The following is a 24,513-nucleotide window of genomic DNA, read 5'->3' on the forward strand; positions in this document are numbered from 1 at the left end:
GGAGACGATTCGTCCCGGAGAAGCTACTGCGTCGCCTTTGAAAGCACGATCCGCGGGCGCGCCAAACCGGCTATTGACGATTGGCGTCTCCGAGTCCTATTCTAACCTAAGCTTCTTAGGTTAGGAGACACCCGATGACGCCGGCCGCCGCGAACGACCTCGAGCTCCTACGCGGAACGCTCGATCTGCTCGTGCTCAAGACACTGTCCTGGGGGCCGATGCACGGCCTGGCCGTGTTGCAATGGATCGAACGATCGACGCGACAGCGCCTGCAGATCGAAGAAGGCGCGTTGTATCCGGCGCTCCATCGCATGGAAGACAAAGGCTGGCTCGACGCCGAGTGGGGTCATACCGACGTTGGCCGTCGCGCGAAGTTCTATCGACTCACCACTGCCGGCCGGCGCCAACTCAACGCCGAGCTTTCCAAGTGGGCGCGCTACTCCGAGGCCGTTGCGTGGCTCATTGATGCGAAGGGGGCAGAGTCGTGAGCCCACGCAACTGGCCGGGCTTGCGTCGCGTCTTCCGTCTCCCGCTCGGCATGCGACGCGTTCACGCCGACGTCAATGCAGAACTCGGATTTCATATCGAAGGGCGAATCGACGAGCTGATGTCGCACGGACTATCGCGTGCCGACGCCGAGCTTGAAGCGCGACGACGCTTTGGCGACTACCAGCGCATCGAAACAGAAGTCGAACGCTTCGATCGAAGCGCACAACGGAGACGCACCATGACTGACCGATTCGACACGCTGCGAGACGACATTCGCTACACGATTCGTTCGTTGGTGCGACAGCCGGTGTTCGCGGGCGTGGTGATCGCCACATTGACGCTCGGCATCTCGGCGACGACCGCGATCTTCCACGCCGTCGACCGGGTGGTGTTGCACCCGCTGCCCTATCCGAATCCCGACCGCATCGTCTACCTCGGCTGGAAGTGGACGAAGGGCGACGGCGCTGGCGCACTGTCACCCAAGAAATTCACATTCTGGCAACAGAACAGTCGTGTGTTCGACGGGCTCGCCACGTCAAGCGGTTTCGAAGCAGTCGTCGGCGACGATCAGTCCGGGCCGGTCGTGCGTGGCATGCGCATCACCACCGACTATCTGCGCGTCATCGGAATGCAACCCAGCCTGGGTCGAGGATTTTCGAAAGAGGAGTTCGCCCAGGACGCACCACCCGTCGTGATTCTGAGCCGCGAGCTGTGGACCAGCCAGTTCGCTGGCGATCCGAACGCGATTGGTCGCACCATTCGCCTCGACGGACATCCGTACACCGTTGCCGGCGTCATGCCGGCGTCGTTCGAAGTGGCGGATCAGAGCGAGTGGGCGCAGGTGCTCGTCCCACTTGCGTTCACGAGCGAGCAACTGGCAGAGGGCGGCAACAACTTCACGGTGGTTGGACGACTGCGAAACGGCGTGACTCCAGCGCAGCTCGATGCCGACATGGATCGAGTCTTCGAGGTGTTCAAGAGCGCAGAGGTCGTTCAGAAGGACGACCGTGGCGTCAAACTCTACACCTATCAAAGTTTGTTCACCGGCGGTCTCTCGTCGGTGCTCTGGATCATGCTTGGCGCAACGCTGTTCGTGCTCGTACTGGCGTGCGCCAACGTGACGAATCTCGTGCTGGCGCGATCGCTGAGCCGTCAACGCGAATTCGCTGTCCGCACGGCGCTTGGTGCAGGCCGCGGCCGTCTGGCGCGTCAGGTCGTTCTCGAAATGGTGGTGCTCGGCGTGGTTTCGGCGGTACTTGCGACGGCCGCGAGTCTTGCCAGCGTGCGCGGCATTGTAGCTCTCGCCAACGGCGCGCTGCTGCGAGACAGTCAGCTCAAGCTCGACCCGCGTGTGCTCGTGTACACCACGCTCGTAACGGTGGCTGCAAGCCTCGTCATCGGTCTCACGGTTGCACTTGCGGCAACACGCGTCGACCTCACGAAGTCGCTTGCGGCGGGCACGCGCGGCTCTCCAGGTCGACGTCAAACGCGGCTTCGCGCGGTGCTGGTGTCCGCCGAGTCGGCGATCGCGATGATCCTGCTGGCTGGCGCTGGCTTGTTGATCGCGAGCTTTGCGCGACTCACCGCGGTCGATCCGGGATTTCAACGCGAGGGAATCTTCACTGCATCGATCACTCGCACGCCCGCGGGCTATGACTCGGCCGCGGCGATCTTGCAATTCGAGCAGCGCGTGATGGATCGGTTGCGCACGGCACCGGGCATTGCCTCCGCAGCGGCGACGTTCACGCTCCCGTTACAGCGCGGTTGGAATCTTCCGATGACAGTCGAGGGGCGGCCGGACGATACGGAAGGCGGCATGGAATGGCGCTCGATGAGTCCTTCGTACTTTCAAACGATGGGCATTCACGTGACTGCCGGTCGCGACATCCTCGAGTCTGATACCCGGGGCGCGCCCGCGGTCGCGATCATCAGCGAGTCGTTCGCTAAGCGCTATTGGCCCAATCAGAGTCCGATCGGCCAACGCCTCCTCCTCGGGCAGTTCAAAGGCAAGTTGATTGGACCAGCATTCGCTGATCCACCGCGCGAGATCGTCGGTGTGGTTCCGGATCTGCGCGATATGTCACTCGAGCAAAAGCGGCCCCGGCACACTGTTTGGGTGCCGCAGGCGCAGGTGCCGAAGGCATTTGCGAAGCTCCCCGCATTTGTCGTTCGAGCGAGCGATGCCAGCATTGCCGCCGGCGCGTTGCGTCGAGCGATTGCGGAGACGGACCCGCGAATGCGCGCGCCTGATATCGCTGCAATGACCGACATCGTGTCGCGCTCGCTGTCGTGGCGTCGCTTTGCCATGGTGCTCATGACGGTTTTCGCACTGATCGCGCTGACGCTCACCTGCGTTGGTATTTACGGGGTCGTCGCATACTCGGTTGCGCAGCGCGTGCACGAAATAGGTGTACGCATGGCACTCGGTGCGCGGCCACGGAGTGTGGTCTCCCTCATCGTTGCGCAGGGAATGCGCCCCGCAGTCGTCGGGTTGCTGGTGGGATTGATCGGTGCGCTCGCGCTATCGCGCATCCTCTCCACCATGCTGTACGGCGTGAGTCCGCGGGATCCACTCTCGCTGGCGAGCGTCGCGCTCGTGCTCGCGGCGGTGGCAGCATTGTCGAGCTACCTCCCGGCACGACGCGCATCGCGCGTCGACCCTTTGACCGCGCTACGAGCAGACTAACCGACTGCGGCGCGTTTGCGCTGTGTGAAGAGCAGGGGAAACGCGAACACGTAGAGAAGCGCACCGAGGATCCAGACTGCGCCGATCCACGTGTGCCGCGTGTAGGCGTAGAAGGCTGTACCCACGAGTGGACCAATGATCGCGGTGAGACTCGTGAGGCTCGCGAGTACGCCCTGAAGCTCGCCCTGCTTGTCGTCGCTGACCTGATTCGCCATCAACGATTGCAGCGCGGGGAGGCCAACGCCGCCCAGCGCAAAGAACGGCGAGAGCGCAAACGCCATCCATCCCTGTGTGGCCAGGCCCACGAGCACAAACGCCATCCCATCGAACACGATGCCAATGACGATCGTCTTGATCTCGCCAAAGCGCTTGGAGATTGGGCCAGTGAGAAACGCCTGCGCACCGGCGTGACACAATCCGAATGCCGCCAGTGATAGTCCGACCGTCACGCCGTTCCATCGGAACTTGTCCTGCGTGTATAACACCCAAACCGTACCAGGGATGTTGCCGACGAGTCCAAAGATGAAGCTGATCGCAAACAGCGGAACGAGCGCCTTGAGGCTGAACGCGCGACGCATCGGCGCGAGCGGATTGATCGCGAAGAGATCGAATTGCGATGGCTCGATTGTGCGTGACTCTGGCAGCACGGTGTACACGAGCACAAAATTCAGCGCGTTGAGCACTGCCGCGGCGAGAAACGGCGCGCGCAGCGACGCTGCACCGAGTAGGCCGCCGAACACCGGGCCAACGATGAAACCGATGCCGAAGCACGCGCTCATGTAGCCGAAGCGTTGTGCGCGTTCGTGTTCTTCGGTGATATCGGAGATATACGCCGTGGCCACCGCCATGTTCGCCGCGGTCATTCCGGAAATGCCTCGCCCGATCAGGAGCACCCAGAATGATTTCGACGTCGCCATGACGAGGAAGTCGATCGTCGCGCCGGCGATCGACACGAGCAGCACGGGGCGACGGCCAAAGCGGTCGCTGAGCGCGCCGAGCACGGGCGAAAAGATGAATTGCGCCGTGGAGTAGAGCGCGAGAATGACGCCGTACAGCACGGAGACTTCGCCCGATCCCGTGACCTCTTTGAGGAGGCTCGGAAGAATCGGAAAGATCAGTCCAATCCCGATCGCGTCGAGCGTGATGATCGAGAGAATGACGAAGAGACGCTTGTTCATTCGTGACGAATCCGGGCGGCGTGGCAATAACGTCCGTCAAAACTAGCGAGTCGGTGTGACGGTCTCGCGTTTTCCGTCGGCGTGAGCAATGCTTTACACATGGTCACTCGCTTGCTTATTCCGAACGCACTTCGCCGCGCCGCTCTCTGCGGCGTGACTGCAATCGCCGCCGCTGGCGCGCAAACGCCGCGCGATTCGTTGCGTATTTATTACGTTGGCCGGCCGGTTGGCTGGGAGCGCTACGATTTCACGACGGATGCTGATGGTTCGAAGTTGTGGTCCGACTTTGACTACATCGATCGCGGTCGACGCAATCATTTGCAGGCGACGTTGGAGATGGGCGCACGTTTCGCCCCGCGTCGCCTCGAGGTCGTGCGCCTTGCTGATACGACACGAACGCTCGTCACGCGCGTCGAGATCGATGGCAGGCACGCGTCTGTGCTGCGCAATGGCAAGACCAGCACGGTCGAACTCAGCGGCGCCGCGTTCGCGCTGTCGCCGTACTCACCGATGGCGCAGCACATTCCGCTGCTGCGCTATTGGAAAGCGAATGGCTCGCCGGCGCGACTCACGCTGGTTCCCGGTGATTCGGCGACGATTGCGATCAAACGACTCGGCGCCGACACAGTAGGGAAGGGCGCACAGCGGACGGTGCTCACGCGCTATGGCATCGATGGCGTTGTGTGGGGCACCGAGTACGCGTGGTTCGACGCGTCTGACAGGCTCGCGATGTTCGCGGCCGGCGGCGGTGGGTTGTCGACGAAAGGTGTGCGTGCCGACCTGATCCCGTCGTACGACGAGTTGATGACTGTGGCTGCGCACGCGGCCCTGAAAGATCTCGCAGCGATTTCAAAGAAAACAAAACCGTTGGCGAGCGGCGCGATTGCGCTTGTTGGCGCGACACTGATCGACGGCACCGGTCGCGATGCTGTGAGCGACGCGACTGTTGTCGTCGACAACGGCAAGATCATCGCGGCTGGATCACGCAGCGCAGTCAAGATTCCTGCTGGTGCGCGGCGCATCGACGTGCGCGGCAAGACGATCGTGCCGGGTCTTTGGGACATGCACGCACACCTGCATCAATCCGAGTGGGCGTCGGTGTATGTCGCCGCTGGCGTGACGACGGTGCGGGATATGGGCAATGAGCTCGCGTTCATCACCGCGCTCCGTTCGTCGATCGAGGCGAACACGGTGCGCGGCCCGCGCGTGCTACTGGCCGGTCTCGTCGACGGAGGCGGTCCGAATGCCTTCGGCGCATTCAGTGCAACGACACCGGAAGAAGGCCGAGCAATAGTGCGTCGCTATCACGATCTCGGATTCGAGCAGATGAAGCTGTATTCGCTGCTTTCTCCTGCCGTCGTGGCGGCGATCTGTCAGGAGGCGCATTCGCTCGGCATGACGGTGACCGGCCATATTCCGACGTCGCTCTCGCTGCTTGCCGCGGTCGATTCAGGAATGGATCAGGTGGCGCATCTGCCAATTCGCGCCGACGTGTCGCCCGATTCACTCGCGAAGATCATCGAGCATCTGCGCGCGCACGGAACTGTGATCGATCCCACGGCATCGTGGAACGAGATTGGCGGCCACTCGACCGCGGAGCCGCTGCAGAACTTTCAACCCGTCGTGCAGCATCTGCCGGGACCATTCGTTCAGGTTCGCGCAGCTAGCTGGGGAACGCCGAGCCCCGATACCGCGGCGGCGCATGCTCGTCTCGCGCGTTCGCTCCAGACCGTTCGCGCGCTACACGACGCGGGAATCCCAATCGTGGCTGGCACCGACGAAGGCGTTCCTGGTTTCAGCGTTTATCGTGAGATCGAGTTGTACGCGATGGCTGGCTTCACACCAATGGAAGCACTTCGCGCTGCAACAGCGGTTCCCGCCAAAGCGATGCGCCTGGACAACGAGATTGGTACGATCGAAGCGGGCAAACGCGCAGACCTGCTTGTGCTCGATGCGAATCCGCTCGACAACATCTCGAACATTCGCTCGGTGCGATGGGTGATGACGCGCGGATCGTTGTTCGACAGCGCGGCGCTTTGGCGCGCCGCGGGTTTTACGCCGTAGTCGCTAGCTAGACGAGCGCGACCGGCGTTTCCGCCGGCGCGTGCGCGGCACCGGGAACAATCATTTCCTCGAGAACCCACTGCCGCAGCCAATTCGCGACGTGAGTGCGTGCGTCGCGCGTGGACAACGTGTGGTCGCTCCACGAAACGAATTCCACGCGAACCGATGGGTGCGACGCGGCCCTCGGAAAACGAATGTTGAACTGCAGCCGATGGTTGTACTGCTCCTCGAGCCCACCAGTAAACAGGAACGCGAGCTTGACGCCTCGCGAGAGGAGCGATTTGAGTTGCTCGCTCATCTCAGCGCGCGTTCGAACGCCGCGCACGCCGGGAAGAAAGACTGCTCCTTCTGCTTTGCGTTTTGGACGCGCGATAGCGAGGAGCGAGTTCATCCGAGTAAGCGCGAGAACTCGGCGTCGCCAACTCACCGGATGCATGAGTCGCTCGCCGGCGAACACGGCGAAGTAGCTCCAGTTGCGGAACGGCCCGGGCATGTCGAGCATCGCCGCGCCAACGACTCGCGGGTCTCGGCGCGCATGGTCGAACGCGTCGAACGCGCCCGAGCATAGGCCGATCAGCGCGACGCGCGACACGCGATGTGTGCGGGCGAGAAAGTCGATCGCTGCCGTGATGTCTTCATGCACAGACTCCTGAAGCGATTCGCCCGAGCTACGTCGCTCCGAGTCGCCGATACCGGCGAGATCGAAGCGCAATGAGGGCACGCCTGCGGCAGCCAGCGCACGTGAGAACGCGACGTAGATGCGATTTGCCCCGACGCGATGGATGATGCCGGAGTTCAGGAAGATGACGACCGGCGCGTCGGGGTTGGGCTTCGACGGCATGGTCAAAATGCCGACGAGCGCGCCCTCCTCGCCGAAGGTCACGACCGATTCCCGGTACGATCCTGTCACGCCAGCCATGCGACGATTCTCCTCATGGCCGTCACGGGCATGGCGGCCGGCCCGATTCTCGAGCCTCCCCACGCAGGAACGTCAGGTACGTGCTCGAACTCCACGTCGACGCCCTGTTTCGACAGGAAGTCGGCGAGTGCGCGTCCGGAATCGGCGGCTGGTGCGCAGCTCATTACCAGAGTTTTCGGCAACGGCGGTCCAAAACTGTTCATCGTCACCGCGGCAATCGCATCCCGCATGCGTGGAGTCATGCCGACTCCACGGGCATCAATCGTCTGATCTGCCGTTGCTGCCGCAGCGCCAATCTCCTGCAGGTACGCAGGCCCGTCGCAAATCGCGTCCCACAAAACCAATCGGTCCACGTCTGGTCGGGTTCCAGCCGCCATCGCAGCAAGGGCAGCGCCGAAGCGCAGCCCGACCAGGGTGACCCGCGAAACTTGCGAAACATCCCTCAGTTCAGTGATGGCCGTTTCGATGTCCGATGTCCACCGGTCGGGGTCAACGTCCTCGAATTCGCCGGCCGAGTCGCCCGTGCCCGAGTAGTCGAACCGAAGCACGTCCAAGTTGGCGTCGCTGAGCTGGCGGGCCAGCAGCCGGAGGGACCCGTGGGCCTGCAGGTATTCCTCGCCAAAGGGCGGGCACAGTACGACTCCGGAGCTCCCAGTCTGCCTCGCAGCAGGTTCATAGGCTCCGAACAATTGATTCGCCGAACTCCCAAAGAAGAACGGATTCACCTGGGGGCCCTTCTATGTGGATGGGGTACCGGAACGCTTCCGTTCGCCGATATTCTCCCCTTCTGCACATCGCTGGCCGAGGCCGATCTCAACCGTTCGGTGAACCAAATCGAGTCGCACCCGCTGGCTCCCGACGCAGCCTTTCGGAGCCTATTTCCGGATACCGTCAGCGTCGTGACATCGGATGGCAGCGAAACGCCGCCGCCATTGATGGATGCCGAGACCGACGCCGTGGCCGATGCGGTGCCCTCGCGGCGGCGCGAGTTCGCACTCGGCCGTTGGTGCGCACGACGTGCAATGGCCCGACTCGGACAGGGCAACGCCGCTATCCCAGTCGGTCCGAGGCGCGCTCCGGTTTGGCCGGCAGGGGTGATCGGCAGCATCACGCACTGCACCGGATTTGTGGGCGCGGCGGTGACCTCGTCGGACAAGCTGCTGTCCATCGGGATCGACGCCGAAGTCGACGAGCCGTTGGCGAACGACCTGGTCTCGCTGGTGTGTACGCCACGCGAGATCGAGTGGCTGCGAGGCCAGTCCTCGACCAATGTCGACTGGGCGAAAGTGATCTTCTCAGCTAAAGAGTCGATCCACAAATGCATCTGGCCACTCTGCGGGGAAACACTGGATTTTCTCGACCTTTCCGTCGTAATCGATCCCGTGCGTCTAACGTTCGCGGTTGCCGAACCGACAGTTCCGCCGCCCAACGGCCTCGATCTTTTGAAGCTGAACGGGCGCGTCGCGATTGCGAAGCCGTTCGTATTCACGTTCGTATATGCGAATCTTAACGCGCAGACACGACCGTGTTGAGCTTCCCATCGAATTGGGGCGGGCGCAACCCCTCAGGGCGAGATTCGGCTCCCAAATCGAGACCGGGAGCCCGAATCCAAGCCCTCGGCGCTAGCTAGCGGAAACGTCTGGCTTGGCCGCGGCGATTTTCCCGAGATTTTCGAAGAAAAAGAGACGGGGGTCCGGCCGCCAGCCGGTCCGGGCGTGGATCTCGTGGACCACGCGCATCGACAGTAGTGAATGGCCGCCGAGCTCGAAGAAATTGTCGCTCGTGCTCACACGCTCCACGCCGAGGGTCTCCTTCCAGACGTCGGCGATGGCGATCTCCATTGGAGTGGTCGGCGGCTGAAACGCGACCTCTCGGCGGTTTGCCGAACGAAGAGGATCGGGCAGTGCCTTACGGTCGACCTTCCCGTTCGGCGTGAGCGGCAGTCGATCCATTGGAACGACCAGCGACGGCACCATGTAGTCGGGCAAGGTATCCCGCAGCGCCGCGCGAATTTCCGACGCCGTGAGGTTCTGCTCCGGCTCAAAGACTACGTACGCGACCAATCGATCCTGTTTGACGTCGACCACGCTCTGATTGGTTGCGGGCAGACGGTCGAGCGCCGCTTCGATCTCGCCGAGTTCAATGCGATACCCCCGAACCTTTACCTGATGATCGAGTCGGCCGAGGTGCTCGAGCGTGCCGTCGCGTCGGAACTTCGCGCGATCGCCGGTGCGGTACATCCGGCTTCCGTTAGCGGCGAAGGGATCCGCAACAAACCGTTCGGCGGTGAGCTCCGGCCGATTGAGGTAGCCGAGTGCCACGCCGTCGCCGGCGATGTAGAGCTCGCCATGAACGCCGATTGGCACCGGTTGGCGCTGTTGGTCGAGGACGTAGACGCGTGTGTTCGCCATCGGCACGCCGATTGGAACGGCGTCAGTTCCGTTGGTGACGCGATGGAGCGTCGACCAGATCGTCGTCTCGGTCGGACCGTAGACGTTCCACACCTCGGCAGCGCGCGATAGGAGTCCGTCGGCAAGTTCGCGCGGCATGGCTTCACCGCCGCACAGAATCTTCAGACCTGCAGGATTCCCTTGCCATCCGGCGTCGATGAGTGCGCGCCACGTTGCGGGCGTTGCTTGCATGACCGTGGGCGACCGTCGTTCGAGCAACTCACGGAGTCGGCGTCCATCGCCGGCGACGTCGGTGCTCGCGAGGATGATCGTCGCTCCACAGACGAGCGGTAGATAGAGCTCGAGACCCGCGATGTCGAACGAAATCGTCGTCACGGCCAGCAGCGAGTCCGTGTCGCGCATGCCAGGCGTCTCGCGCATGGACCACAGGAAATTCACGAGTGCGCCGTGCGGGATCTCGACGCCCTTGGGATTTCCGGTGGAGCCAGACGTGTAGATGATGTACGCGCGATCCGCGTGCGTTGGAGACGACTCGAGAGCGGACGCGGATTCGCCGGCGATTGCGCCCGCTTCGCGGTCCAGGCCGACAACCGTGGCCTTCGACTCCGGCAGGCGACGCAGTAATGCCGATTCTGTAATGAGCGTTCCAGCACCGCTGTCGTCGAGCATGAACTGGACGCGGTGTGCCGGATAGGTCGGATCGATCGGAACGTATGCCGCGCCGGCTTTGAGCACGCCCAGAAGCGCAACGACCATTTCCGCCGATCGGTTGACGCACACGCCAACCAGACCGCCGGTGGTGACACCCTTGCTTCTTAGATAATGGGCGAGGCGATTCGAGCGCTCGTCGAGTTCTGCGTAGCTGAGGGAAACGTTTCCGAATTCGACCGCGACGGCCGTTGGCGTTCGCGCGGCCTGCGCCGAGACAAGCGCGGTGACCGATTCACGCGGGTATTCCGCGGTGGTCGCATTCCGTTCGGTGATCAGCGCACGCAACTCGGCGTCCGGCATGACGGCGGCGCGGCTGATTGGCAGCTTCGGCGCTTTCGTGACGGCATCGAGGAGCGTGGCGTAGTTCTGTAGCAGACGTTCGGCTGTGCTGCGATCGAACAGATCGGTGTTGAACGTCGCCATGATCCATGACTGTTCGCCGATGCGTGCGTTCAGCGTGAGGTCGAACTGCGCCGCGCGGCGACTGACCTCGAACGGCTCGCTCACGAGCCCATCGAGGGTCGTTCCGCGTTGCGGGGCGTTCGCCATGTTGAAGAGGACTTGAAACACAGGCGTGCGACTGGCGTCGCGCTCAGGAGCCAGGTCGCGCACGAGGCGTTCGAACGGAAGATCCTGGTGCGCATACGCGTCGAGTGCGACGCCGCGCACGCGTTGCAGCAGATCGTGGAACGACGGATCGCCAGAGAGATCGTTCCGATGGACGAGCGTATTTACAAACGTACCGATCAGACCTTCGACGCCGACTTGCGTGCGGTTGGCAATTGGAACACCGATGGCGATGTCCTCCTGTCCGCTGTATCGATGGAGTAGGACGTTGAAGGCGGCAAAGAGTGTCATGAATGGCGTGACGCCCTCGCGAATGCTGAACGCGCGAACGCGTTCGGCGAGACCCTCTGGCAGTTCGAGTCCGATGCGATCGCCGCTCGCGGTCTGAATCGCTGGGCGCGGTCGGTCGGTCGGCAATTCGAGCGGCGACAGTCCAGCGAGTCTTGGCTTCCAGTACGCGAGCTGCGTTTCGAGTCGAGCGCCTTCGAGCCATTCGCGCTGCCAAATCGAAAAGTCGCTGTACTGAATGTCGAGCGGCACAACCGCGAGCGGCTTGGCGCCGACGCGAGCATTGTAGAAGCGCGACAGCTCGGTGCCGAAGACGCCGAACGACCACATGTCGCCGAGAATGTGATGAAAGCCAAATACGCAGGCGTAGTCGTCGTCGTCGATGCGCACCACCAGCATCCACCACGGAGGCGCTGCGTCGAGGGCGAAGGGGCGCAGTGCGAGTTCGGTCGCGATGCGCTCCGCTTCGGCGCGGCGGTCTGCGGCCGGAAGGTGAGTGACGTCTTTCTCGAAGAGCGGAAGGTTGGCGAGCGGAACGACCTGCTGACGTGGGTCAGCGCCCGACAGGCGAAACACCGAACGAAGGATCTCGTGGCGCTGAACAACGTCATTCACGCTCGCCAGCAAGGCGTCGCGATTCAACGCTCCTTTGAGCCCGACCGACGCAACCATGTTGTATGCGGCGCCGTCGGGAAGGAACTGTTGCAGGAACCACATGCGTTCCTGCGCGTACGACAACGGCGCATCCGTCTGGCCAACCCGCGCGAGTTTCGGACCTGTGTCCGCCTCCGTCTGCGTCGAGCTCTGGATGACGGCGGCCAGGCCTTCGATGGTCGGCGCGGTGAACAGGGCGCGCAGCGGGATGTCGATGCCACTGACGACGCGCAGGCGAGCAATTACCTGCGTGGCATTGAGGGAATTGCCGCCTAACGAAAAGAAGTTGTCGCGCACGCCGAGTGAGTCGACCTGCAGGACTTCCTGCCAGATTTCGACGAGAAGTTGTTCTGTTGGATTGCGTGCGCCGAGGTATTCCTCGCGATCCAGTCCGAGCTCGCGGCTCGACGGCAGCGCGCGACGATCGATCTTGCCGGTTCGTGTGAGTGGCAGTGCTTCGAGCGCGACGATTGCGCTCGGCATCATGTAGTCGGGAATGGACCGACGGAGATTCTCCTTCAGCTCCACGGTGGTGATCGAACCGGGTGGATCGATCACGACGAACGCGAGCAACACCGGGTCGCCCTTGCCAGATCGATCGACAGTGACGGCACACTGCGCGACGCGAGCGTGGTTCGCGAGCACAGTCTCGATCTCGCCCGGCTCAACACGCATTCCGCGAATCTTGATCTGCGCGTCCTTCCGTCCGAGAAACTCGAGCGCGCCATCCGGCCCGCGCCGAGCGAGATCTCCAGTACGGTAGGTGCGTCGTCCATCGCCGGACGGAACATCCGAAAATGCTCGGGCCGAAAGTTCCGGCGCGTTCCAGTAACCGAGTGCGAGATGGCGGCTGGTGACGGCAATTTCGCCGCGGACCGATGTCGGGCGCCCTTCCGCGTCGAGCAGAAGCATCTCGGTGTCATGAACCGGCGGACCGACTGGTACTGCGCCCATCGTGCTTTCACCGCTGCCGACGAGTAGTTCCATCGACGCGATCGTAACTTCACTCGCGCCGTACAGGTTCACGAAGACGGCGCGTTCGTCGAAGCGCTCGCGGAACGTGGCGACATCTTGCGCGTGGACCTTCTCACCGCCCAGGACAACGGCGCGAATGCTCGACGCAGTATCCTGATCCACATGCGGCGCGAGCGCCCGGTACAGGGTCGGCGTCGAGTGATAGATCGTGATTCTCTCGTCGCGTAGGAGCTGCGCGATTCCGAGAAGTCCTGCGACGCGAAGCTGGACCGGAAACAGCGTCGCACCACTCAAGAGCGCCGTGAAGATGTCGACGATGGATGCGTCGAACGTGTACGACGCGACGAGCGTCAGTCGGTCCGCCGACGTCACTTCGAGCGTATTCACGTACGCACGAACGTAGTGAAGGACATTGCGGTGGTTCTGCCAAATGCCCTTCGGTCGCCCGGACGAACCCGACGTATACAGGATGTACGCCGTGGCATCGGGCTGCGGCGCCACTGCGACCGGAATTCGCGGACCGTCTGCACCTATCGCAACGATTCGACGCGTTCCTTTCGACAAACGCTCGGCTAGCTCGACGTGTATGGGCGAAACGAGGAGCACCGTCACGCGTGCGTCGTCGAGCAGGAGCGCGAGGCGATCTTCCGGGAACGCGGGATCGAGCGGCACATACGCCGACCCCTGTTTGAGCACGCCGAGGATTGCGCCAACCATTGCTGCATCGTGGTCGCACAGAAGGCCGACGTGGGTCGTCGCTTGTTCGACCGCGGCGTTCAAACGTTCGGCGATCGTCGTCGACAGTGCGTCGAGCGCTCCGTAGGTGACCTGCTCCACCGGAGTCGAGATCGCGATTCGATCGGGCTGACGCCGTACAACGTCGGCAAAGCGCGCAGTGATCGATGCCTCCACGAACTCGGCGGGCACCTGTTCGAACGGAGCCGGGCGAAGCGCGTGAACTACCGGTTGGCGCGATAGGGGCTCGGCCGCGCCGAGTGGAACGTCGCCGATGCGCAGCTGCGGGTTGCGCGCGACCGCATCGATGAGTTGCTCGAAGCGTCGTACGAATCCTTCCATTCGCGAATCCGAAAACAGATCCGCGTTGTAGACCAATGACAGTCGGATTCCGTCGGCGTGATCGCGCGCGTAGACCGTGAGATCGAACTTGGATTGACTGTCATGCGCCGCAGCCAATCGGTCGAATGGCGGCGATGTGAACGTCAGGTCGCCAACACGCACTTCCTCGTCGACGCCGAGGGTGAACATGTTGAGCATGACCTGAAATAGCGGCGTGCGGCTGAGGTCCGGGGGAAGACGCAGGGCCTCGAGTAGTCGCGCAAAGGGAAGATCCTGATTCGCAAATCCCTTGAGACATACGTCGCGCACGCGAACGAGCAGATCGTCGAACGTCGGATTGCCCGAGAGATCCACGCGCAGCGCCAGCGTGTTGACGAACATTCCCAGGAGGCCGCCGATCTTTTCGTCGTCACGACCGGCCGTGGGCGCGCCAACGACGATATCCTCATCGCCTGTAAAACGAAACAGCACCGCGTTGAATGCCGCGAGCAGTGTCATGAATAGCGTACTGCCGTGGCGCTGGCTCAGCGCGCGCAGCAGGGACGACGTGTCATTGGAGAGCGTTACGCTCTGCGCGGCGCCACGAAAAGTCTGAACGGCGGGACGAAGCCGATCGGCGGGAAGCTCGAGGGTCGGCAGTTCACCGGAGAACCGATCGACCCAATACTTCAGCGCCTGGCGCCCGTCCGATGAGGCGAGCCAGCTTCGCTGCGACTTGGCGTACGCACCGTACTGGATCGGCAGGGCCGCGACATTCGGCGTTTTGCCAGCGCGGCGGGCGTCGTAGTGCGCAACTAGCTCGCGCATGAACACGACGAGCGAGGTGCCGTCTGCCGCGATATGGTGCATTGTCACGACGAGTTGGTGTTCGGTCTCGTCGAGACGGATGAGGGCGATGCGAATCGGCAGGTCAACCGCGAGATCGAACGCGGCTGCACCTTCGCGTTTCCAAACCTGTTCTGCCGCGGCGTCGCGCGATGTTCCGGCATGCACCGACAGGTCCTCGAGGCGCACCGGGACCTGCGTGTTCGCGTCAACCACCTGTCGCGGTTCGCCATCAACCTGTGGGAATCGCGTTCGCAGCACGTCGTGTCGCCGAACGATGTCGCCGAGGCTCTCTCGGAGAATCTGCTCATCGAGTGGCCCGTGCAGCGTGAGCACGACGCTCATGTTGTACGTCGAGCTATCCGGCTCCAGTTGCTGAAAGAACCACACGCGTTCCTGCGCGGGCGATAGCGGAATCACGTCGCTACCGTCGCTTGGCCGATTCGGTGTCTGCGAGCGGCCTGCTCCGCCTGTCTGCAACACCGCGCGCAACTCCTCCTTTCGAATGCGCAATTGCTCGCGCATTTCGACCGTTAGCACGCCCTTGGGCGCGGAGCAGCGGATCTGGCCATCGTCGAACCACACACGGACGTCGAGCGCCTGGAGTTCGTCGAGGAATTGTTCGATGGTGGTACTCACAGGTGCGGCAACCATCCCGGCAAACCGGGCAGAGGGTGGAGAGACAAGCGTGGGGTGCTCACAGCGTGAACTCCTCACGTTGGTCGTCATCGGGCGACGTCACGACGGTGTTCGCCGACGCCTTCGCGAGATCGATATGCTCGGCGAGTCCGGCAAGTGTTGGCGCTTCGAACAACGCGCGAACGCGGACGTCGACACCCATTCGCTGTTTCAACCTGGCCATCAGTCGCGCAGCGAGAATGGAATGTCCGCCAAGCTGGAAGAAGCTATCGTTGCGTCCGACCCGCGCGGTACCGAGAAGCTCGGTCCAGATTTCCGCGAGGAGCTGTTCCGTTCCGGCGAGCGGCGCTTCGTGCACCGTCGGCGCGGCCGCCGAATTATCGAGCAGCCGGAGCGCACGCCGATCGATCTTGCCATTGGGGGACAGCGGAAGCGATTCGAGAGCAACGATCGATGCCGGAACCATATACTCGGGCAACCGGTCGCGCAGGAAGCGCTGCATGTCTTGCTCCTGCGGGGCGGCGCCGTTCGATGCAGTGACGAACGCGACGAGGCGTGGCGTTGCGTCGGCGCTCTTCGTGATCACGGCAACGGCCTGACCGACGCCGCCGTGTGTAGCGAGCGCACGTTCGACCTCCCCCAGCTCGACGCGAAAGCCTCGAATCTTTACCTGGTTATCGATGCGTCCGACGAATTCCAATTCGCCGTCAGGTCGCATTCGCACCTTGTCGCCTGTGCGATACAGCTTCGCACCGGACGACGAATCAAATGGGTTGGCGACGAACGCCGCGGCCGTCCGTTCGAGATCGTTGATGTAGCCGAGGCCGACACTCGCGCCGCCGATACACAGCTCTCCCGGTACACCCTGTGGCACGAGCCGGAGATCCCGATCGACGATGTACACGCGGACGTTGTCCACGGGCCGACCGATCGGCACGGTCGCAACGTCCGCCGCCGGAGGTGCGGCGACGAGATGGCGCGTCGTGTCGTCTGCGCACTCGGTCGGTCCATACGTGTTGAGCATGGGCGTGCCCGGCCAACGGGCGAGCCAGCGGCGACACAACTCCGGTGAGAGCGTGTCGGCGCCGACGATCAACCAACGCAGACGACCAAACGCGCCGTGTCCCGCGCCCGGCGCAAGTTCATCGAGGAACGCGCGAAGCGTCGACGGAACCAACTCGAGTGCGGTGACTCCGTCAGACGTAACGAGCGAAAAGAGTCGAGCGGGTTCCTGCGTCACCTCATCGGGCGCCACGCGAACGCGACCCCCAACGAGCAGCACGGCGAGAAACTGCCATACCGAGATGTCAAAGCCTTGCGGCGCGCTCTGCATCACGACGTCCGACGGACCGAATGCGTAGCAGCGAATCTTCGACCAGAAATGATTGAGCATGGCGCGATGCGGCACCATCGCCCCTTTGGGCAGCCCAGTCGACCCCGATGTGAAAATGATGTACGCGAGATCCTCCGGCTGCGCGCGTTGCACCGGATTGTTTGTCTCGCCGGCGTTGCCATCGAATTCGCGTGCGGCAAGCACCTTGGGCCGTGCGTCGGCCGAAACCTGCTCGAGTACCGTGCCCAGGTGTTGGTCGAACGCGTCGGCAACGACCACGACTGCCGGGCGAGCCTGACGAATGATCTCGGCGTGTCGAAGTGACGGAATGCGCGGGTCGAGCGGAAGGTAGGCGGCGCCTGCCTTGAGTGTGGCGATGATCCACGAGAGCAGCCGCCCGCCTCGCTCCGCGAGCAGCGCGACCGGTTGGTTCGGGCCGGCGCCCGCAGCAATGAGCAAATGCGAGAGTCGATTCGCGCGCGCGTTCAGCTCTGCATACGTCAAACTGCCGCCGTCGTCCACGACGGCGATAGCGTCTGGCGTTCGGCGAACCTGTTCTTCGAAGTACTCAGAGTAGTTCCTGTCTGCCGGAAATGGCGTCAACGTCGCGCCGCGTTCATCCAGCAGCCGCAGTCGCTCCGCCGCCGGCAGCATAGTCAGGCCGCCGATCGGAGCATCCGAGTTGGCGAGTGCAGAATCGATCAGCTCGTGCAGGTGCGTTTCCATTCGGGCGATGGTGTCTCGCTCGAATAGATTGGCGTCGTACTTGAAGCTGCCGATGAATGCACCACGGCCTTCGATCAGCTCGAGCGTGAGGTCGAGCTGGCCCTCTTGCTGCGGCATCTCGTACAGTCGCATTCGCAAGCCACCGAAGTCGATTCTCTCCGTGGCTTCGTCGTCGCCGACGGCACTCGTGATGTCAGTGAACCGTTGAGGCTTCTGGAATGCAAAGTCGGCGCGAAAAAAGCCACCGTCGGTGGTGTTGCGGTGTGCCCTCAGCGTCTTGGAAATGAGATGAAATGGGTAGTCCTGGTGGGCCAAGGCGTCGACTACCGTGATGCGTGTCTGGTCCACGAGTCGCCGAAACGAGAGGCCCTCGTCGCACCGGACCCGCAACGCGACCGGATTCACGAAGCAGCCAAGGACTCCTTCGAATTCGGATTGTGTGCGACCGGACATCGGACTGCCGATGACGACGTCTTCCTCACCGGCGTATCGACTGAGGAGCAACGCGTAGGATGAAAGGACGACGGCGAATGCCGTCGCGCCTTGATCTCGGGCGAATGACTTGATGCGCTCCGTTCGTTCGCGGCCGAGATTGATGCGATGCGACGTGCCTCGTGCGGCTCTGTTGGGAACGCGTGGGTGATCGGTCGGCAATTCGAGCGGAGGCAACTCGCCACTCAGCTGTGACGACCAGTACGAAGCGTGTTCGACGCCATCTCGGCCGCGGATCATCTGATCCTGCCACTGCGCGAACGACGCGTAATCGGTCGCTATCAGCGCGAGATCACCATCGGTGGCGCCGGTGTTTTTTCCGTAGAGCACGCGCAATTCGTCGAGCATGAGCCAGACGGACCATCCATCTAGAGCGATGTGATGGCCGGTAATCAACAACACGTGTGCGTCGGCCGTTCGCGTGAATAGATCGAAACGCACCAACGGTCCGCTCTTCAGATCAAACGGCGCACGATAGCTCGCCATGATCTGTTGTCTCAACTCGTCGTCGTCCCACGTTGACGCGTCGATTTGGCGAAGCCTCGCGCGCGCGGATGGGAGCACGAATGCGATCGGTGCACCGTCGTCCTCGTCGTACGCAGTCCGCAGACTCGCGTGACGATCGACGGTCTGTTGCGCGGCCGAGCGGAGTGCTTCGACGTCAATGACGGAATCGACGTACGCGGCGAACGCGACGTTGTAGGCTGGACTTTCGGGCATGGTTCGATTGAGAAACCACATGCCCTGCTGCGCGTACGAGATTGGCACCGGCTCGCCAATCGGTTCCTCAGTTGGCACGATGGCCAACAGCGTTGGTCGATGCTGTTGAATTAACTCGCGGAGTTCGGGCGTGAGGGCACCCTGCGGCGCGCGGTAGCGCAACCGCCCGTCCTGAGTCCAGACCGCGATACGACTATCCCGAAGTTTCCGAATGAGCTGTTCAACGTTCACAGCTCGCCTTCCTCCCACACCGGCGCAGAACTCGGCGCGACGACGGCCGGTATCGCTCCGTCATTCGGCGCGCTGGCCTCCCGCGATTCGAGCTCGGCCGACACGAAGTTGCCGAGTTGACTCACGCTCGGACCATCCAGAAAGCGAACCAGCGGAATCACGAGCTGCAATTCACGCGAGATTCGATTCTTCAACTCGAGCGCCATCATCGAATCGAATCCCAATCCCGAGATCGGCGCCTGCTCGTCGATCTGATCGGCTGTGAATCCGAGTACAGACGCTACGCGCTCGGCGATGTACAGCGTGGCCGACCGCGATCGATTTTCTGGCTGAGCTTGGAGCAGCGCGAGCACCGATGCGTTCGACGCTGACGCGGCGGACACCGGTGTGTTTGACTCAGACATCAGGTCGCGCATGAAGGACGACGCCGCCAGCTGCGGGTATTGAGAGCGCCAGCGAGTCCAGTCGACGCCCAGAACCGTCGCCTGCGTGGAGTCGGAGTTCATCAGCCGCTCCATCGCCGCGATCCCCTCGGCTGGCGTGAATGAATGATCGGTGTCGCGCGCATCGTCGGGGTGGGCGGCTGCGAAACGCGCGCCCATTCCAACGCTGTTCCACGCGCCCCAGTTGATGCTGAGCGCCGACGTGCCGTGCTCGCGTCTCCACTGTGCGAGTCCGTCCAGAAATCCATTCGCGGCCGCATATGCGCCGACGAGCGGGGAGTCGAGGATTGCTGCCGCGGACGAAAAGAGTACGAAGAAGTCGAGGCGTTCGCCGAGCGCGCGATGAAGATTCCAGGCGCCGCCGACCTTCGCGCGAAAGATGTCCTGAACATCACGCTCGGTCTGCGCGGCGAACGGTCGATACTGCATCACGCCCGCCGCGTGCACGATGCCGGCGATTCGTGGCGCGTGCTGTGATTCGCGGCGCGCCACGAAGTCGAACACTCGGTCGGTGTCGCCGACGTCGAGCGGTACGTACTCGACCTGCGCGCCACGCGCCTCGAATCCCAAGATACGATCCGCCTGACTACGCGCCGCGGTTCCCGGCTCCAGCATGTTCCACTGCGATCGTGGCGGGAATGCGCTTCGTCCTACGAGAACGAGGTGCTTGGCACCGCGGTCCACCAACCAGGCCGCCACCTCGAGTCCGAGCCCGCCGAGCCCGCCCGTGACGAGGTAGGCAGCGTCCGCGCGACAGACGACTTGCCCTTGCTGGGTTGCATGTCGTCGCAACCTCGACGTGAACACGACTCCACTTCGAACCGCGAACTGATCGTTCGCTTCCGACTGACCGAGCGTCACGACGTCGAGGAGCTGGCTTGCTTGAGTCGTTGCGTCAGCCAGCGGATCGACGTCGATCAAACCGCCCCAGAGCTCGCGATGCTCCGACGCAATCGTGCGACCGAGGCCCCAGAGGGCGGATTGCGCGGGATCCACATGTGGCGTCGGTCCGATTGCCTGCGCGCCGGCCGTCACAGTCCAAACGCGGCTGCGTGGGCCCGTCGCACGCTGTGCGAGCATTTGAACCAGCTGTTGCAAGGCGATCGTACAGTTTGCGCTGCGCTCGGGGGTGTGCACCGAGCCTATGCCCTCGACGGTTCGATCCAGGGCGCGAAGAAAGAGAACTGTCACGGGCGTCGCTGACGCATCGAAGCCAGCGAGCAACTGTGACAATTCCTGCGCGTCGTCATCGCGACCAACGGTGTGGACCGACGTGCCCGCGTAGCGAAGTTGTTCGCTCACTGCGTCGGCGACACCGCGATCGTCCCCGATTACGACGACGCGGGCCAATGCCGTTGGACCCGCCGCGACCTCGGTGGCAATCCAGTCGACCTGGTAGATCCCCACCTGGCTCTCGTGCGATTGCTCGGTGTCGTGGTCGAGGTACCAGAAGCGACAGCCCTCGGTTACGCACAGCGTTTCGCCCGGCTCATTCATGAGCGTGACGTCGCCGACGAGCACGCTGCCGTCGGAACCCGGCTCTGTTGGCCGCAGTTTGGCGTGCGACCAAAAGCGTCGGCCTGTGGGTCGGCGAAGTAGGCGAACGGTCTCGATACCACCGCCTACGAATGCGCCGCCGCGCGGACCGTCGCTCGCCTCGAGCGAAATTGTTGCTGCGAGCACCTGACCCGACGCATCCGCGAGCGCGGGGTGCAAGTAATAGTCGTCGATCTCGGCGCTGATCGACGGAGCCAGCTCGATCAAGCTCAACGCTTCGTTGTCGCCCTGCCATACGGAGACGACGCCCTGAAACGCCGGCCCCCACTGATTGCCGCGGCGCGCCATGCGATCATAAAACTGCTTTCCCGTAACATGAGTGGTGCACCTCGCCTGAAGCGCGGCGAGCGGCTCGGCGATACCAAAACTCTGATCGAGTGCCGGACTGCGGACCGTGGCGGTCGCATTTAACGTCCACGCGTCGCTGCGACCCGATCGACTGTGAATGCGAACACCAAACGCGCCGCTCGGATCGGGCGAAAGTTTGACCTGAACGAATGCTGGCGAATCCGGCCGAAGCAGAATCGGCCGATGGAAATCGACGGCGCCAAGTTGGGCGGACGTGTTCGCGCGCCCCTCGGTTCCGGCGGCGAGTGCCAGTTCCATGTAGAGCGTCGCTGGAACGACCGGAACTCCCTGAACTTGGTGATCTTCGATGAATCCGTGTCGCGCGAGATCGAGTGCGCCCTCCCAGATCACCGTTCCTGGATCGTCGGCGAGCTGCAGCTTTCCGGTGAGCACGGGATGCGTGTGGCCGTGCGCCAACGCGGAACGCGGCGCGCTTCGCTGTTCGCGGCTGTCCGGCCAATAGCGCTCACGCTGGAACGGATACGTCGGAATTGCGACGTGCTTCTTGCCGGCGCCGGCGTCGATGGCTTCCCAGTCGATCGACGCACCGCGTACATACAACGTGCCGACACTTTCGAGGATCTGCTCCCAGTCGTCGCGCCCTTTGCGCAATGAGGGAATCGTCAGCGTTCCCGTAGCCGGGAGCGATGGACTGGCCATGCCGCACGCGGTGGTGTGCGGGCCAATCTCCACGAACGCGCGAATCCCGCGCGCGCTCAAGGCTCGGATTCCATCGGCGAACCGCACGGCCTCGCGAGCCTGTTGGCGCCAGTAGCGTGGATCGCGCTGCTGCCGTTCTGTCAGTTCTTCGCCCGTGAGGTTCGAGATGATCGGAATCGTCCCGCGGCCGAAGCTCGTGCCAGCAACGTTCCGTTCAAAGGCGTCGAGCATCGGATCGAGCAGCAGCGAATGATACGCTGCCTGCACGTTGAGCATTCGCGCATCGACGCCAGCTCGAGCGAGTGAATCGCTCACACGCTGCACAGCGTCGACGGCGCCGGAGATGACAACGTTCTCCGGCCCATTGATTGCCGCGATCGAAAGCCGTCCAGCCTCGGCCGCCATTGCACTTCGAACGCGTTCCTCGGAGGCGAAAATGGCGGCCATTCCGCCACCGGGAGGCAGTTCACTCACGAGACGTCCCCGCGCGGCAACGAGGCGGAGCGCATCCGGGAGCGCCATTACGCCAGAGATGCAAGCCGCCACGTACTCCCCGAGGCTGTGTCCAATCATCGCCGCTGGTCGAACGCCCCAGCTCAGCCAAGTCGTGGCGAGAGCGTACTCGAAGGCGAACAACACCGACTGCATGTATCGCGGATCATCGATCAGGGACGACGCACCCGAGCGCGGGTACAAAATGTCGAGCAGTGGCACGTCGAGATGCTCTCGCAGCAGCGCATCACACCGTTCGATCGCGTCGCGAAATACCGGCTGCGTGTCGAACAGTCCTTTCCCCATACCAACGAACTGCGTTCCGCCGCCGGGGAACAGGAACGCGACGCGCAGGCCCTCGCGATCCACACTCCCCGTGACGACACGTGCATCCTCGCGTTTCGCAGCGAGCGATCTCAGACCCTCTCCGAGCGCGGCGCGCGAATCGCCGACGACGACCGCTCGGTGCGCGAAGTGAGCGCGCCCGGTGTTCGCGGTGTAGCACAGGTCGCCGATGCTCGGCGCGTCGTGCGACGTCAGCACCGTTGCGAAGCGATCGGCAAGTGAGCTGAGCGCTGCAGGCGTGCGAGCCGTGACGCGAAGAATTTCGCGGGAGCGTGCGGCGCCAGTCGACGGTGCCAACGGCACCGGCGCTTCTCCGAGAACGATGTGCGCGTTGGTGCCGCTGAGACCGAAAGAGCTCACGCCGGCGTATCGCTCCCCTTCGGGAGCGCGCCACGGATACGGTTTGTCCGGGAGAACGACCGTCGTTCCCTGAAGATCGATCTCCGGATTCAAACGGCTGAAATGCAGTTGTGGCGGAATGACGCCCTTCTTGACGGTCAGCGCTGCTTTGATGAAACCAGCGATTCCCGCTGCCGCCTCGAGGTGCCCGATATTTCCCTTGACTGATCCGACGACCAAAGGCGCGGCCGTTGGGCGATCGTGCCCGAGCGTCTCGCACAGCGCGTTCATCTCGATCGGGTCGCCGAGCGACGTACCGGTGCCGTGCGCTTCGACGAATCCGACAGCGGCGGGTGGAACGCCGGCCTGCTGCAATGCCGCAAGGACCACAGCCGATTGTGCCGGTCCGTTGGGAACGGTGAGTCCGCTGCTGGCGCCGTCCTGATTGACCGCGGATCCGCGAATGACGGCAACGATGTCGTCGCCCGCAGCGACGGCGTCGGACAGTCGCTTGAGTACGACCATCCCGCACCCCTCACCGCGCACGAAGCCATCGGCCGCCGCGTCGAACGCTTTGCAACGCCCATCAGCGGCCAGCGCGTGCGTCCGAGAGAGATAGACGGACACCGCCGGCGATAGAATCACGTGCACCCCACCAGCGAGTGCGACGTCGCATTCGCGCTGACGGAGACTCTGAGCGGCAAGGTGCAGCGCGACGAGCGATCCCGAGCACGCGGTGTCCACAACCATGCTCGGTCCGCGAAGGCCCAACACATACGACAGGCGGCCGGCGGCAAAACACACGCCGCTTCCGGATCCCATGTACGCATCGACGTCGTCGAGACTACCGGTCGCCAGCTGCGAATCGGCGAAATCGCTTCCCCCAATTCCCACGAACACACCCGTGAGACTACCGCGCAGCGCCGTCGGCGACTGTCCCGCGTGCTCGAGTGCTTCCCAAGCGACTTCGAGAACGAGCCGTTGCTGCGGATCGAGCGTTCGCGCTTCGCGCGGCGAAATTCCGAAGAAAGTCGGATCGAATTGATCGACCTGCTTGAGAAATCCGGCATGGCGCGAATACATGGTGCCCGGTGCGTCCGCATCAGCCGAGTAGTACTTCTCGATGTCCCAACGATCGGCAGGGACTTCGCTGACGGCGTTCACTCCATCTTCGAGCAGTCGCCAGAACGTCTCCGGGTCGTCTGCTCCGCCGGGAAAACGACAGCCGATGCCAACGACCGCAATAGGCTCGGATCGAACACGCTCGGCGTCGGCGAGCTTTGATTCCAGCTCGTCGATTGCGCCCAGCGCCTGCTCGAGTAAAGGACGATAATCGGTCATCGT

General features: G+C 63.1%; 10 protein-coding genes. 4 read left to right on the forward strand and 6 right to left on the reverse strand.

Going from position 1 to position 24,513, the window contains the following annotated elements; all coding sequences use genetic code 11:
* Nucleotides 1–134 precede the first annotated feature (134 nt).
* Entirely contained in the window at nt 135–488 is a 354-nt protein-coding gene (locus tag AC6H4Z_RS01350; RefSeq protein ID WP_497544933.1) for a PadR family transcriptional regulator, read from the forward strand.
* 50 nt (nt 489–538) lie between these two features.
* Nucleotides 539–3,175 carry an ABC transporter permease gene (locus tag AC6H4Z_RS01355; protein WP_497544934.1) on the forward strand — a complete coding sequence of 879 codons (2,637 nt, stop codon included), beginning with the start codon at nt 539–541 and terminating at the stop codon, nt 3,173–3,175.
* Here AC6H4Z_RS01355 and tet read toward each other — a convergent pair.
* Nucleotides 3,172–4,353, reverse strand: coding sequence for a Tet(A)/Tet(B)/Tet(C) family tetracycline efflux MFS transporter (gene tet, locus AC6H4Z_RS01360; RefSeq protein ID WP_497544935.1), 1,182 nt, complete (start codon nt 4,351–4,353; stop codon nt 3,172–3,174). The two genes, AC6H4Z_RS01355 and tet, sit on opposite strands and share 4 nt — an antisense overlap.
* 99 nt (nt 4,354–4,452) lie before the next feature.
* Here tet and AC6H4Z_RS01365 point away from each other — a divergent pair, with 99 nt between their 5' ends.
* Nucleotides 4,453–6,417: an amidohydrolase family protein gene (locus AC6H4Z_RS01365; RefSeq protein ID WP_497544936.1), complete on the forward strand. Its 1,965-nt coding sequence runs from the start codon at nt 4,453–4,455 to the stop codon at nt 6,415–6,417.
* Nucleotides 6,418–6,424: 7 nt separating this feature from the next.
* On the opposite strand, the gene AC6H4Z_RS01370 is transcribed toward AC6H4Z_RS01365, so the two are convergent.
* Nucleotides 6,425–7,336, reverse strand: coding sequence for an alpha/beta fold hydrolase (locus AC6H4Z_RS01370; RefSeq protein WP_497544937.1), 912 nt, complete (start codon nt 7,334–7,336; stop codon nt 6,425–6,427).
* Nucleotides 7,324–8,061: an alpha/beta fold hydrolase gene (locus AC6H4Z_RS01375; protein ID WP_497544938.1), complete on the reverse strand. Its 738-nt coding sequence runs from the start codon at nt 8,059–8,061 to the stop codon at nt 7,324–7,326. The genes AC6H4Z_RS01370 and AC6H4Z_RS01375 overlap by 13 nt, the downstream gene beginning before the upstream one ends.
* A gap of 210 nt (nt 8,062–8,271) precedes the next feature.
* On the opposite strand from AC6H4Z_RS01375, the gene AC6H4Z_RS01380 reads away from it, so the two are divergent.
* Nucleotides 8,272–8,868, forward strand: coding sequence for a 4'-phosphopantetheinyl transferase family protein (locus tag AC6H4Z_RS01380; RefSeq protein WP_497546999.1), 597 nt, complete (start codon nt 8,272–8,274; stop codon nt 8,866–8,868).
* 90 nt (nt 8,869–8,958) lie between these two features.
* Here the strand turns inward: AC6H4Z_RS01380 and AC6H4Z_RS01385 are convergent, their stop codons facing one another.
* Genes AC6H4Z_RS01385 through AC6H4Z_RS01395 form a run of 3 tightly spaced genes read right to left on the reverse strand, consistent with a single transcriptional unit; the run spans nt 8,959 to nt 24,510 of the window.
* Entirely contained in the window at nt 8,959–15,483 is a 6,525-nt protein-coding gene (locus AC6H4Z_RS01385; protein WP_497544939.1) for an amino acid adenylation domain-containing protein, read from the reverse strand.
* Between the two features lie 58 nt (nt 15,484–15,541).
* Nucleotides 15,542–18,985 (reverse strand): non-ribosomal peptide synthetase, encoded by a 3,444-nt coding sequence (locus AC6H4Z_RS01390; RefSeq protein WP_497544940.1) that lies wholly within the window; start codon nt 18,983–18,985, stop codon nt 15,542–15,544.
* On the reverse strand, nt 18,982–24,510 hold the full coding sequence (locus AC6H4Z_RS01395) for a type I polyketide synthase (RefSeq protein WP_497544941.1): 5,529 nt from the start codon (nt 24,508–24,510) through the stop codon (nt 18,982–18,984). The genes AC6H4Z_RS01390 and AC6H4Z_RS01395 overlap by 4 nt, the downstream gene beginning before the upstream one ends.
* Between the last annotated feature and the right edge of the window lie 3 nt (nt 24,511–24,513).

The organism is Leucogemmata humicola, assembly GCF_055379415.1.

Bases quoted from the DNA above. Each gene is read 5' to 3' on its own strand.
- AC6H4Z_RS01395 (WP_497544941.1), bottom strand. From the start codon at position 24,510: ATGACCGATTATCGTCCTTTACTCGAGCAGGCGCTGGGCGCAATCGAC.
- AC6H4Z_RS01355 (WP_497544934.1), top strand. From the start codon at position 539: ATGCGACGCGTTCACGCCGACGTCAATGCAGAACTCGGATTTCATATC.
- AC6H4Z_RS01350 (WP_497544933.1), top strand. From the start codon at position 135: ATGACGCCGGCCGCCGCGAACGACCTCGAGCTCCTACGCGGAACGCTC.
- AC6H4Z_RS01380 (WP_497546999.1), top strand. From the start codon at position 8,272: ATGGATGCCGAGACCGACGCCGTGGCCGATGCGGTGCCCTCGCGGCGG.
- AC6H4Z_RS01365 (WP_497544936.1), top strand. From the start codon at position 4,453: ATGGTCACTCGCTTGCTTATTCCGAACGCACTTCGCCGCGCCGCTCTC.
- tet (WP_497544935.1), bottom strand. From the start codon at position 4,353: ATGAACAAGCGTCTCTTCGTCATTCTCTCGATCATCACGCTCGACGCG.
- AC6H4Z_RS01370 (WP_497544937.1), bottom strand. From the start codon at position 7,336: ATGGCTGGCGTGACAGGATCGTACCGGGAATCGGTCGTGACCTTCGGC.